The organism is Undibacterium sp. GW821-FHT07F11 (assembly GCF_059418665.1).
Map to the genome: position 1 here is coordinate 11,854 of NZ_JBWKQH010000009.1, position 12,366 is coordinate 24,219.

The following is a 12,366-nucleotide window of genomic DNA, read 5'->3' on the forward strand; positions in this document are numbered from 1 at the left end:
ACAACAAGTTATAAAAACCCACAGCGCAATAAACAAAGCTATAGACAAACTTTTTACTGAGCGTCTTTAGCATATTGCGGTCATATCTGGAGTCAACATGGCATTTCTGCAAGGCAAAAAAATTCTGATCACCGGTTTGCTGTCCAACCGTTCCATCGCTTACGGCATCGCCCAGGCATGCAAACGCGAAGGCGCTGAACTGGCATTTACCTATGTAGGCGAACGTTTCAAAGACAGGATTACTGATTTTGCTGCTGAATTTGATAGCAAACTGATCTTTGATTGCGACGTCGCCAGCGACGAACAAATTGAAGCGGTATTTGCCGATCTGGGCAAATCCTGGGACAAACTTGATGGCCTGGTTCATGCTATCGGCTTTGCGCCGCGTGAAGCGATTGCCGGCGAGTTCCTCGATGGTTTCTCCCGCGAAGCTTTCCGCATTGCGCATGACATTTCTGCTTACAGTTTCCCGGCAATGGCAAAAGCTGCGCTGCCACTGCTGCGCGAAGATTCTGCCTTGCTGACTTTGTCTTACCTGGGTGCTATCCGCGCCATCCCGCATTACAACACCATGGGCATGGCCAAGGCATCGCTGGAAGCATCGGTACGCTACCTGGCAGAACACCTGGGCAAAAAAGGCATACGCGTCAATGGTATCTCTGCCGGCCCTATCAAAACCCTGGCGGCCAGTGGCATCAAGGACTTTGGCAAACTGCTGGGCTTTGTTGCCGAGCACGCACCACTGCGCCGTAACGTGACTATCGAAGACGTGGGTAATACTGCTGCCTTCCTGCTGTCACCACTGGCAAATGGTATTACTGGCGAAATCACTTACGTCGATGGCGGCTTCTCGCATGTCATGGGCTTGAATGCAGACTCTTACGACAAGTAAGCAGTCCAGGATTTAAAAGATGGTACGGGATGCTTGCACAGGTATCCCGTACTAGCCTTATACTATTGGCATGAATGAAGCACTCTCCACCATGCCCAATATCCCACACAGCACTTTCCGTCTTGCACGCACTTTATTGCTGCTGATATTCAGCCTGCTCCCTCTACATTCAGGCAATGCACTGGCAGCATCCTGCAATGACCCGTGGCCAGCCTGGGAACAATTCAAAAAAGCTTTTGTCGCTGACGATGGCCGCGTGATCGACCATAGCGGTACGCGCAAACCAACAACATCAGAAGGCCAGGCTTATGCCCTGTTCTTTGCCCTGAGTGCGAACGACAAAGCCGCATTTCAACGCATCCTGACCTGGACAGAGAATAACCTGGCTGCAGGCGACCTGACTGCGCGTCTGCCGGCCTGGCAATGGGGTCAGCGCGAAGACAATAGCTGGGGCGTCATCGATAAAAATCCTGCATCGGATGCAGACCTGTGGATAGCTTATAGCCTGGGTGTAGCCGGAGAAGTCTGGAAAGAAAAGCGTTACGCCGCCCTGTCCAGTCTGCTGGCACAAAGAATATTGAATGAAGAAACGGCAGAACTGCCTGGACTGGGCTTAAGCTTGTTACCAGCACCGACCGGCTTCAATCTGCCAAACAATCAATGGAAACTCAACGCCAGCTACCTGCCCCTGCCCTTGCTGCGCTGGTTTGAACAAAGAGAAAGCGATGAACGCTGGAAGCGCATGATTACCCCGGCGATGCGTCTGATTGCTGGCAGCGCCCCCAAGGGTTATGCCGCCGACTGGATCATTTATGATGCGCAAAAAGGTTTCCTCCCTGATACCCAGGGTGTAGAAAAGGGCCAGGGTGCATACAATGCCATCCGTGTTTATCTGTGGGCTGGCATGATGGCAAACCAGGATGCGGAACGCGCAAATTTGCTGAAGTTGCTGCGCCCCATGGCCCAGCTGGTGGATAACAAAGGCTATCCACCAGAATATATCGACATCCTGACGGGTGAGATCAATGGCACTGGCTCCAGCGGCTTTAGCGCAGCACTACTGCCCTTCCTGCACGCACAAGGAGTACAAAAAACCATAGTGCAACAGCAGTTACGCCTGCAGGCACAGCCCATCAAGGCAGATGCCTACTATGATCAGGTGCTTTCCTTGTTTGCGCTGGGCTGGCAGGAAAAACGCTTCCGTTTTGACGCACGAGGGGAAGCAGACTTTTACTGGCAGCACTTTTGCTGGCGTTTATTTTGAGGCTAGTGCAAGATTTTCTTCGAAACAGGCTGCTTTTTCCTGAAAAATCCTGTATAGTTTCGTTTTTTGCGCTGCAATATAAATTTCGGCGCAGAACCAAGTAGCATCGCAAGCCTGTGCACATCCTCAGGATGGTGCATGTAAAAGCCCTCCCGCCTCGCATGTCTGGTAGTAATCCATAGACATCATCCCGGCGCAAAGCTTTTGTGCCGAAATTTCATTGTCGTCCCTTGTTGGATTTTCTGTGTTCATTTCGTTTGGTTGGCGCTGCATTGTTGCGCGCGTTCGTTAGCAACGCGCTAATTTATACTGGGACAGAAGCAACGTTCCGGCAAAACATGCTGCAAACTGGCCCTATCGTCGGTGAGCTTGGCATTGCTGCCGCATTTTGCAAATGTCCCAATCACGAAAGAAATTCATGAGTTTTGAAGCACTAGGTCTACACGTCAACATCATCCGCGCTCTGACTGACTCTGGCTATACCAAGCCAACTTCGGTACAAGAACAGGCAATCCCTGCCGCGATTGAAGGTCGTGACCTGATGGTCTCATCCCAGACCGGCTCTGGCAAAACTGCCGCTTTCATGCTGCCTGCTTTGCATAAACTGGTTACTGCTGAAGTTGTCAGCTACGATGCTGCCAGCAGCAAAACCCCTAATCAAGAACGTCAGGCTGCCCGTTCACGTGGCGACAAACCACGTTTTGTTGCTGCAAAACCAAAAATGCTGGTGTTGACGCCAACCCGCGAACTGGCTTTGCAAGTCACTACAGCAACTGACAAATACAGCGCTTATTCCCGCCGCATCAAGGCTGTGTCCATCCTGGGTGGCATGCCTTATCCTAAACAGATGCAATTGCTGTCCCGCAATCCAGAAATCCTGGTGGCCACACCTGGCCGTCTGATTGATCATATGGAATCTGGCAAAATCGACTTCTCTGAACTGCAAATGCTGGTTCTGGATGAAGCTGATCGCATGCTGGACATGGGTTTCATCGACGATATCGAAAAAATCGTTGCTGCTACGCCACCTACACGTCAAACCATGTTGTTCTCTGCAACACTGGATGGCGTAGTCGGTAACATGGCTAAACGCATCACGACTGAGCCCCTGGTCATCCAGATCGCCGGTTCTGCCAGCAAGCATGAAAACATCCAGCAACGCGTACACTTTGTGGACGATCTGTCCCATAAAAATCGCATGCTTGATCATCTGCTGCGCGACACTACCGTTGACCAGGCTGTTGTATTTACAGCCACAAAACGTGATGCAGACACCATCGCTGACCGTTTGAACATCGCTGGTTTTGCTGCTGCTGCCCTGCATGGCGACATGCATCAAGGTGCACGTAACCGCACTCTGGACGCATTGCGCCGTGGCCAGGTACGTGTACTTGTAGCGACTGACGTTGCTGCCCGTGGTATCGACGTTCCTGCAATTACGCACGTTTTCAACTACGATTTGCCTAAGTTCCCGGAAGATTATGTCCACCGCATTGGCCGTACTGGCCGTGCCGGTCGTAAAGGTCTGGCGATTTCCCTGGTGAACCATGCTGAAGGCATGCACGTCAAACGTATCGAGCGCTTCACCAAGCAATTGATCCCTGTTGATGTTATCGAAGGTTTTGAGCCTAAGAAATCTGCAGCACCAGCACGCTCTGCAGCCCGCAAACCTAACGGCTGGAAACCAGGCGATGCCCGTAAAACCGGCGGTGGCGGTGGCTACGGCAACAACAAGCCAGGTCAACGCAGCTTCAGCAAACCAGCTGGTGCATCTACAGGCACCAGCGCTGGCCCACGCAAAGAAGGTGGCGGCTACAAAGGCAACCGTTCTAACGATAGCGGCGCACGTCGTACATTTGGCGACTACTGATTTGCCAATCGCTTTACTCAGTAGAGCAAGCAACATAGACATTGCTGCATAAGCAATATCATGAAAAAGCGATCACTTTGGTGGTCGCTTTTTTTTATACTCACCGGTCCGTCGTATAATCCTCAGCTTCTGACCAACACAAAAGTATAAGCCTCATGAGTAAAGAAACTGACGCCTCCGTCCGACTTACCTCTTTCTCGCATGGTGGCGGCTGCGGTTGCAAGATTGCGCCTGGCGTACTTGCTGAAATATTGAAAAAATCTTCAGGTTTCCCAGTTCCACCCGCCCTTATGGTGGGCATAGAAACGGCAGACGATGCAGCCGTCTACAAACTCAATGACGAGCAAGCGCTGATCGCCACCACCGATTTTTTCATGCCCATCGTCGACGATCCTTATGATTTTGGTCGCATCGCGGCCACCAATGCGATTTCAGATATCTATGCCATGGGTGGCACACCCATCATGGCACTGGCGCTCGTTGGCATGCCCATCAATCAATTGCCGCTGGAAGTCATAGGTAAAATTATTCAAGGTGGTGAAACCATCTGTGCCGAAGCTGGCATACCCATTGCGGGTGGTCACACCATCGATTCTGTCGAACCTATCTATGGCTTGGTCGTCATGGGCCTGATTCATCCATCCAGGGTCAAACGCAATGCTGATGCCAGGGCGGGCGACAAGCTGATACTCAGTAAGCCGCTGGGTGTAGGCATCTTGTCCGCCGCACTCAAAAAACAAGTGCTGGACGAAGTTGGTTATGCCACCATGATAGAAAGCACCACCAAACTGAACAAGCCAGGGCAGGCACTTTCTGCCCTGGATAGCGTACATGCCATGACCGATGTGACCGGCTTTGGCTTGCTTGGCCATTTGTTGGAAGTCTGCCGCGGCTCGAAACTGGCAGCACAGGTAAATATGTCGTCAGTGCCTTTATTGACCAATGTAGAACAACTGGCAACACAAGGCTACATCACTGGTGCCTCGGCCCGTAACTGGGCTGCCTATGGTCAGGCTATCGCACTTGATGCACAGATCACCCCTGCCCAACAAGCCTTGCTGACCGACCCACAAACATCAGGCGGCTTGCTGGTCGCTTGCGATCCGGCTGCAGTAGACGATGTTTTACGAATTTTCCACCAGGGCGGCTTCTTGGAAGCTGCTGTGATTGGTGATATTGTTACAGGTGAGCCTTTAATTACTGTCCTGCCCTGATTTTTTGATTTTGCCCCTACTTTTGCAAATACCATGAACCAATTAGAACAACTCAAGCAATACACCACTGTGGTCGCTGACACTGGCGATTTCCAGGCTATCCAGGCTTATGCCCCACGCGATGCGACGACTAATCCATCCCTGATCCTGAAAGCCGTACAAAAGCCGGAATACCTGCCTTTGCTGGAAAAAGCCGTCAAGGACACAGCAGGCAAGTCAATTGATGAAACCATTGATCACTTGCTGATTGCTTTTGGTCTGGAAATTTTAAAAGTCATCCCTGGCCGCGTTTCAACTGAAACCGATGCCCGCCTGTCTTTCGACACAGCTGGTACTGTTGCCAAAGGCCGCCAGTTGATCGCGATGTATGAAGCCGCAGGCATACCGCGTGAGCGCATCCTGATCAAGATTGCTTCTACCTGGGAGGGTATACGCGCTGCCGAAGTATTGGAAAAAGAAGGCATACGCTGCAATATGACCCTGCTGTTCTGCCTGGCACAAGCGATTGCCTGTGCTGAAGCTGGCGCACAACTGATTTCGCCTTTCGTAGGCCGTATCTATGACTGGTACAAGAATAAGACTGGCCAGGAAATCTTTGGTGCAGATGACCCAGGCGTCTTGTCTGTCAAAAAAATCTACACCTACTACCGCAAGTTTGGCTACAACACTGAAGTCATGGGTGCCAGCTTCCGCAATACTTCGCAAATCCTGGAACTGGCTGGCTGTGACTTGCTGACCATCAGCCCTGATCTCTTGCAAAAACTCAGCGACAGCAATAGCAATGTCACGCAAAAACTGAGCAAGGAACTGGCGGCTTCTTCTGACCTGCAAAAAGTCAGCATGGATGAAAAAACTTTCCGTCTTGATCTCAATGAAGATGCGATGGCGACAGAAAAACTGTCCGAAGGCATACGTGCTTTCTGCGCCGATACCGTCAAGCTGGAAAAGATGATTGCCGCAATGCGTTGAATCAACACCATCTGGCAGGTTATGATGAAGGGGCAGAATTTTCTGCCCTTTTTTATTTTGAATGACCCGGATATGAAAAAGCAGTTAGACATCACAACATGGAACCGGCACGAACATTACGCCTTCTTTTCCCAGATGGATGAACCCTTCCATGGCCTGAACCTGAATGTGGATTGCACCTGGGCCTATCAGCATTGCAAGAATGAACAACACTCCTTCTTCCTGTTTTATCTGCATCAGATATTACGCGCGATCATGCGCACCGATGCTATGCGCTATCGCATAGAAGATGGCAAGGTGTTTGATTATGAAGTAATACACGCGAATGCAACCGTGCAGCGCGCCGACCATACTTTTGGGTTTTGCCCCATTTATTATGAAGAAGATTTTGCCGCTTTCACCACCGGGGCAAACATCGCCATGGATAAAGTCAAGAACAGCAGCGGCCTTTGTTTCAATGATGAATGCGCACGTGAGGACGTGATCCATTTTTCTGCCATCCCCTGGATCAGCTTTACCGGCCTGACACATGCACGGCAATATGATCGCAAGGACAGTGTGCCCAAAATCTCAGTGGGGAAATTTTTCAAACAGCATCAGCGCCTGATGCTGCCGATTGCGATTTTTGTCCATCACGGGCTGGTCGACGCCTATCACGTACACCAATTTATTGAAACCCTGGAAGCCGGTTTATCTGGCAAGCTCAAATAAGCATGATGACATCCATCGCAAAAACTCTGCTCTTGTTCAGCTTGGCAAGCTTGTCAAATGCAAGTACCGCTACGGAAACAGATTCCCTCTGGAACAAAACCTTGGCACAGTACAAAGCGACAAATCGATGGGTTCCCAAAGAGATAAAAACCCAACTTGACGCAGAACGCAAAGACCAGGCCAGCAAGACCAGTTATATCAAATCTACCTTGAATGGCTGGGAAAAGCAGGAAGCCAAATATTCAAGCGTCAACACTGATAGTAACTGGCAAGCCCTGCCCGAGCAAAAAAAATCTGCCGATGCTATCAATAAGATGCTGACAGGGCTGGATGAACTCAAGTCCAGTCTTTTTGAAGAAGACGTCAAAGTCAAACGCCTTGAAAATGAAAATCTCGATGGAAGGAATCTTGGCGTTTTTCTGCTTAGTGATGACGGGGCCGGTAAACAAATCAGCATCAAGATATGGGTCAACCCTGATACGGCTTGCATGGTCAAAATGAACACCTCCATGCATGTCACGCTGTATGCCGACGCTGAATTCAGTACGCGCTATACTGAACCTGCTAAAGGAGGCTTATGTTTCAGGAGTCAGATGCAAGGTAATATTGACATACAGATTCCCTTCAAGAAAGCAAAGATGCACATAAAGCAAAGCAATAGTGACTGGACTCTTAAACCAGCGAATTAACCAAAGTAAGACTAACACCCCTTCCCAAGGAACACATCATGCGCAAATTTAATCCAGCCATCCTCATACTGGCTTGCATGCTGGCAACGGGCAAGGCATGCGCTGACGATTTCACAGATGGCGTCAGCTATTACGGACAAGGTGATTTTACCTCCGCGCTTGAATCATTCAAGACTGCCGCGGCCAAGGGCAATACCGATGCCCAGTTCAATCTGGGCCTGATGTTTTTAAATGGCGAAGGCGTTGCGCAAGACTACAAGCAGGCATTCAATTGGTTCGAACAATCTGCCATCAAAGGCAATGTCAGGGCGCAAGTGAACCTGGGGCGCATGTATGCGAAGGGCAAAGGCATGCTATCCAACCACGGCATCGCTGCTTCATGGTTCAGAAAGGCCGCCGACCAGGGTTATGCCGATGCCCAATATAGCCTGGGTATTTTGTATGTAACAGGCACAGGCGTGGCACGTGACTACAACAAGGCCAGGGAATTATTCCAGCAAGCCGCCAATCAAAGCAATGCCAGCGCCCAGTATCAATTGGGCTTGCTCTACCTGAAAGGTCGAGGTGTCACGGCGAACCTGGTCGAAGCTTATAAATGGCTGAGCCTGGCGGGAGACTATGACGATAGCGAAGTCTTCAGAAAATATGTGGCTGCCAAAATGAGCAAGGAAGAAGTCGCGGAAGCACAGGCATTGGCAAAAGACTGGAAGCCTCAGAAAGCAACTGAATAATTCTGGCAGCTTCGCCTTCTATCCTCAAGCCACACTGCCAGGTAATACAGTTCAGATGATGGCAATATGCCCATCGTGTATTTGATAATTGCCGGGACCAGAGTCCTCCTTGACTTGCCATTTCTGCCTGCCTATCTGTATCTCTACACCTTCGTGGATTTTCTTGATGATTTTCACGCTGGCCTTGTCTATCAGTTCTTGCTCCGCTTCCAGCTCATCGAGTTCTTTTTCCAGAGCATCCAGTTCTTCCAGTAAATGCAGGCGCTTGGCTTCAACCTTTTCACCAACGCCACCTGCTGCCTTTTGCGGGTTGGTAGCAAAAAAAACTTGCAACTTGATCAGTTGATCCAGCTCAGTAGCCTTGCGCCCTATCTGATATTGCGTGTCATGAATTTGCGCATCCCTATATGGGTCAAAACCCACCTGGATCTGTGTCCGCGTACCGCTAGCAGAACCCAGGGAAACAGCGCTAACCATCAGTGCAGCCTGTGTCCTGCCACCCAGGATATTGCCTACACTGGAACCCGGTTTGCCAACAATAATTTCTTTTCTGGCGATCAACTCACATTGCCTGGCATTTTGTTCCAGTTGTATGCTGTCGCCAGCTTCAATGTGGGCATTTTCAGCGAACAAGGCTTGCACCGAACCACCACATTTGATACGTGAGGTGGTGCCGCTGAGATTTTGTGTACCCGGTTTTCTTTCCGCCAAACCGATGATGCCACCTTTTACCGCGACATTGCCACCGGCCACAATATCGGCAGCCTCAACCAGGCCATTGACAATGACATCTCCTGTCACATTCAAAATCATCCCTGCCTTGATATCTCCATCAACGTGGATGGTGCCTTCGAAACTGATGTTCCCGGTACTCAAATCAACGTCCGGCACTTGCAGCACCGGGTTAACAATAACCCCATCGCCAACAACGACAGGTTGACCTGCATTGGTCGCCATCAACAAATCCGGGTCCGTTGCCGACGGTGCTGCACCTTGCAGGTTAGTGCCAAAAGCCATGTCTGGCTGCGGCTTGGCCAACACCACCTGACCTCTGATATTCATGCCAAACTTGCCCTGCACTGGCGGGATACGTCGCATCAGTTCATCGCCGACATGCACCAGAAGCAAATGGCTGAGTTCGCGAAACTTGATGACGGCAAGTTCATCCCTTTGGGTAATTTCGCTTTTATGCGTGCCAAACAAAGGTTCCAGGCGACCAGCAACACCCTGGCGCGGGGCATCCCCCTGCGCAATCAGCAAGTTTTCGCATATACCTACTGCCAATGCGGCATCCAGCTCTGTATGCAATATCCCATGGATAATGCCCTGTTCACGCAATGCGTCATTGACTGCAGTGCCTACTGATTTACCCCCCATGGCAGGAATCAGAGTCAGGCTGGCGGATAATAAATCTTCTGCAACATCCAGAATAAACTCGGCATCCTTGCGCTGACCTATTTGCAATTTTTGTGTTTCTTTGCTGTCACGGCAAAGTTTGGCGAAAGCCAGTAAAGCAGAATTATCGATGCAGCAGCCTGCATGCTCGCTGCCTTGCAGCTCATTTTCCAGATCGCTCAAATCCGGAGGCGCAGCCGCCTCTGCCGGTGCGTACTGCGCATACAGTATGCCGTCAGGTTCTTCGATAAAAAACGATAGTGTTATCGAATTAGAAAGCGACTCACTCAAAATGCTTCCTTTACATTGACATCCGCCCTCAGAATATTTACTTGCTTGCTGCGTATACCAGAATGCCACGGCTGCAAGTACAAGGCTAGAACTGATTTCATAATGAGGCGCTCCAGCCATCAATACACTACCAAGGCACAAATCAAAACCCGGCCAACTGCCTGGTGACATCTTCCAGATCCAACATCAGTTCAGGATATTTTACTCATGCTTGCCGCAAACATTGATTTTCATTAAATACAAATGAGAATCATTTGTATTTAATATTTATTTGCATTAATATCACGCCCTTAACAAAAAGGGGAAACCATGCATTTCAAAAGGAAGTTGATCGTTGTTTTATTGGCCAACCTGGCGAGTGGACCAGCAGTATATGCCGCTGCCCAGGAACCCATCGATGCTCAACAGGTCATCGTGACTGCGACGCTACGTAATCACAGCATCGCATCCGCGCCAGCATTTACTACTGTAGTAACAGCTGAAGATATTGCAAAATCACCAGTAAACAGCCTGGCAGATTTATTGCGTGAAACGGTTGGTGTCAACAACCAAACCGATGGCACAGGCCGTGATGAAATCCAGATTCGTGGATTGAGTGGAAAATATACTTTGATGCTGGTCAATGGTAAGCGCGTCTCTTCTGGTGGCGCTTTATGGCGCGGCAGTGATTTTGACTTCAGTTCCATTCCTTTGAACAGCATCAAGCGCGTAGAAATCGTGCGTGGCCCCATGGCTGCCTTGTATGGTTCTGACGCGATTGGTGGTGTCATCAATATCATTACCAAGACGCCTGCCAAAACATGGACCAGTACATTCAATACTGAATACCGCAAGGTCGCGACCGGTGAGCAAGGTGATCAATACCGCATAGGTGCTGCAACCAGCGGTGCCTTCAATGACCAGCTCAGCATGGCTATTTCTGGCGAAGTCTATGACAGGCAGCCTTGGTTCAGTACAACAGCATCTGATCCTACCCGCCCTGCCCGTCTGGAGAAAAAACAATCGCAAAACCTGGTGACGACAACAACGCTGAAGCTGTCGGACAACCAGTCCCTGGACTTTGATTTTGGCTACAACAAGGACAAACGTCCGCGCGCCCTGTTTTATTACGCCTATTTTCCTGAATGGAATTATGAAGCCAGGGATTATCGTGAACAGGAAATCACTCGCTATACCTACGGCATCAGCCATAAGGCGTCCTGGGACTGGGGTACGACCACTGCTTTCCTGAATCAGGAAGATACGACAATAGATGATTTCAACAGTCGCTATAACAAGCCACAACAGCGCGTGCTGAAAGAAAAAAATACCTACGCAAAAGTGTATGCCAATACAGAACTGGGCATCCATGGACTGACTGCTGGCGTCGATTTACGCCGCCAGTTAATCAAAGACCCGCTGACTTATTTAAAAACTGGTGAGATCAGTACACGCAGCTCTGCGATATTTGTGGAAGATGAAATCAGCCTGACCAGGGACTTGCATCTGACACTCGCCGGACGCATCGATGACAGCAATACCTTCGGCAATCATTTTTCCCCCAAGACTTACCTGTCTTACCAGGTCAACAATGCTGTCACCGTGAAAGGTGGTATCAGCAAGGCATTCAAGGCACCGGATGCCTATCAGTTAAGTCCTGAATACAGTGTAGTCAGTTGCGGCGGTGCTTGCTATCTGTCTGGCAATCCTAACCTGAAACCTGAAACCAGCACTAATTTTGAAGCTGGCGTTGAAGTTCATCAAAAAGGCTGGAACATGAGTGCAGTGGCATTCAAAAATGATGTCGATGCCATGATTGTTGCCAATTATGACGGTGTTAAAAATACGAGGAATTGGATCAATATTGCCAAAGCAAAAACCAGCGGTATAGAACTGCAAGGCGATGTGGAATTGAGCTCCTCCTTCTCCATCAATGCTAACTACACTCATCTGAAAGCTGACTACACAGATGAGGCAGGCAAGGAAACCAAGCTGGACAACCGTCCTGCCAATGTCGCCAAACTGGGCGTCAACTGGAAAGCGACTGAACGTCTGCAAACAGGCCTGACCGCACACTACATAGGCAGCCAATTCTATGAAACCAAGGAACTGCCAGCTTATACCCGTCTGGACTGGAACCTGTCTGCCCGCCTGCAAGACAATCTGATTTTGCGTGTGGGTGTAAAAAACCTGACTAATGTGAACCTGGAACAAAAGAGCAAAGACTTTGCTTACTTTGAATTAGGCCGCAATTATTACGTCAGTGCCACACTGGCTTTCTGAGTGTGCTACGTGTGCTAACTGAAAAGCTGCAGGCATTGTCGTGCCTGCAGCTTTTTGCTGCAAACATTGTTTTACCTA

General features: G+C 49.8%; 10 protein-coding genes. 9 read left to right on the forward strand and 1 reads right to left on the reverse strand.

The features are described 5' to 3' along the window. Positions 1-97: 97 nt before the first annotated feature. From fabI to AC07OI_RS21435, 8 genes are all read left to right on the forward strand, one after another. Entirely contained in the window at positions 98-892 is a 795-nt protein-coding gene (gene fabI, locus AC07OI_RS21400; RefSeq protein WP_110257315.1) for an enoyl-ACP reductase FabI, read from the forward strand. A gap of 70 nt (positions 893-962) precedes the next feature. Continuing rightward, complete coding sequence (gene bcsZ / locus AC07OI_RS21405; RefSeq protein ID WP_495258646.1) at positions 963-2,156, forward strand: cellulose synthase complex periplasmic endoglucanase BcsZ; 1,194 nt, start codon at positions 963-965, stop codon at positions 2,154-2,156. A 418-nt stretch (positions 2,157-2,574) separates the two neighbouring features. Next, the gene (locus tag AC07OI_RS21410) at positions 2,575-4,026 is read left to right on the forward strand and encodes a DEAD/DEAH box helicase (RefSeq protein WP_492708793.1); all 1,452 of its coding nucleotides are present in this window, start codon (positions 2,575-2,577) and stop codon (positions 4,024-4,026) included. 155 nt (positions 4,027-4,181) lie between these two features. Then, a complete protein-coding gene (gene selD, locus AC07OI_RS21415; RefSeq protein WP_495258647.1) occupies positions 4,182-5,240 on the forward strand; it encodes a selenide, water dikinase SelD in 1,059 nt (352 codons plus the stop codon). A gap of 33 nt (positions 5,241-5,273) precedes the next feature. Continuing rightward, the gene (gene tal / locus AC07OI_RS21420) at positions 5,274-6,209 is read left to right on the forward strand and encodes a transaldolase (RefSeq protein ID WP_492708768.1); all 936 of its coding nucleotides are present in this window, start codon (positions 5,274-5,276) and stop codon (positions 6,207-6,209) included. 72 nt (positions 6,210-6,281) lie between these two features. Beyond that, positions 6,282-6,920 carry a CatA-like O-acetyltransferase gene (locus AC07OI_RS21425; RefSeq protein ID WP_495258648.1) on the forward strand — a complete coding sequence of 213 codons (639 nt, stop codon included), beginning with the start codon at positions 6,282-6,284 and terminating at the stop codon, positions 6,918-6,920. A gap of 2 nt (positions 6,921-6,922) precedes the next feature. Continuing rightward, the gene (locus AC07OI_RS21430) at positions 6,923-7,609 is read left to right on the forward strand and encodes a hypothetical protein (protein ID WP_495258649.1); all 687 of its coding nucleotides are present in this window, start codon (positions 6,923-6,925) and stop codon (positions 7,607-7,609) included. A gap of 38 nt (positions 7,610-7,647) precedes the next feature. Next, on the forward strand, positions 7,648-8,340 hold the full coding sequence (locus AC07OI_RS21435; RefSeq protein WP_492708762.1) for a tetratricopeptide repeat protein: 693 nt from the start codon (positions 7,648-7,650) through the stop codon (positions 8,338-8,340). Positions 8,341-8,391: 51 nt separating this feature from the next. Here AC07OI_RS21435 and AC07OI_RS21440 read toward each other — a convergent pair whose 3' ends face one another. Next, positions 8,392-10,026, reverse strand: a complete 1,635-nt coding sequence (locus AC07OI_RS21440) for a flagellar assembly protein A (RefSeq protein ID WP_495258650.1) — start codon at positions 10,024-10,026, stop codon at positions 8,392-8,394. Positions 10,027-10,335: 309 nt separating this feature from the next. On the opposite strand from AC07OI_RS21440, the gene AC07OI_RS21445 reads away from it, so the two are divergent. Continuing rightward, positions 10,336-12,288, forward strand: a complete 1,953-nt coding sequence (locus tag AC07OI_RS21445; RefSeq protein WP_495258651.1) for a TonB-dependent receptor domain-containing protein — start codon at positions 10,336-10,338, stop codon at positions 12,286-12,288. The last annotated feature ends 78 nt before the right edge of the window (positions 12,289-12,366 follow it).

What these genes read in the sequence shown, in the direction of transcription:
- fabI (WP_110257315.1), top strand. Translation starts at nt 98, where the DNA reads ATGGCATTTCTGCAAGGCAAAAAAATTCTGATCACCGGTTTGCTGTCC.
- bcsZ (WP_495258646.1), top strand. Translation starts at nt 963, where the DNA reads ATGAATGAAGCACTCTCCACCATGCCCAATATCCCACACAGCACTTTC.
- AC07OI_RS21410 (WP_492708793.1), top strand. Translation starts at nt 2,575, where the DNA reads ATGAGTTTTGAAGCACTAGGTCTACACGTCAACATCATCCGCGCTCTG.
- selD (WP_495258647.1), top strand. Translation starts at nt 4,182, where the DNA reads ATGAGTAAAGAAACTGACGCCTCCGTCCGACTTACCTCTTTCTCGCAT.
- tal (WP_492708768.1), top strand. Translation starts at nt 5,274, where the DNA reads ATGAACCAATTAGAACAACTCAAGCAATACACCACTGTGGTCGCTGAC.
- AC07OI_RS21425 (WP_495258648.1), top strand. Translation starts at nt 6,282, where the DNA reads ATGAAAAAGCAGTTAGACATCACAACATGGAACCGGCACGAACATTAC.
- AC07OI_RS21430 (WP_495258649.1), top strand. Translation starts at nt 6,923, where the DNA reads ATGATGACATCCATCGCAAAAACTCTGCTCTTGTTCAGCTTGGCAAGC.
- AC07OI_RS21435 (WP_492708762.1), top strand. Translation starts at nt 7,648, where the DNA reads ATGCGCAAATTTAATCCAGCCATCCTCATACTGGCTTGCATGCTGGCA.
- AC07OI_RS21445 (WP_495258651.1), top strand. Translation starts at nt 10,336, where the DNA reads ATGCATTTCAAAAGGAAGTTGATCGTTGTTTTATTGGCCAACCTGGCG.